Origin of the sequence: Microbacterium sp. C7(2022) (assembly GCF_028823665.1) — a bacterium.
Classification (GTDB): Bacteria; Actinomycetota; Actinomycetes; order Actinomycetales; family Microbacteriaceae; genus Microbacterium.
On sequence record NZ_JAPEHV010000062.1, the window covers coordinates 1 to 270 of the forward strand.

Below are 270 nucleotides of genomic sequence, written 5' to 3' on the forward strand. Positions count from 1 at the left end.
TCTATCAATAACAACCCAAATGGAGTCAAGATGCCTCCAAGTATTAGGCAAGCCAATCACGAAGTCCATATTGATCTCTTCCCATTTCCAAGTAGGAATCTCAATGTTTTGGGCTAGGCCACCCGGCCTTTGATGTTCGGCCTTGACTTGTTGGCAATTATGGCAATTGGACACAAACTTGGCGATATCTTTCTTCATGCCATTCCACCAATACATATCCCTCAAATCTCTATACATTTTGGTGGAGCTGGGATGATGGAATAGGATAAG

At 43.0% G+C, this 270-nt stretch carries 1 protein-coding gene; it reads right to left on the reverse strand.

Annotated elements, in window-relative coordinates; genetic code table 11:
- Window positions 1-198: integrase zinc binding domain-containing protein (locus tag ON062_RS13695; protein ID WP_274647698.1), on the reverse strand; the 198-nt coding region annotated here is incomplete at its 3' end.
- Window positions 199-270: the final 72 nt, after the last annotated feature.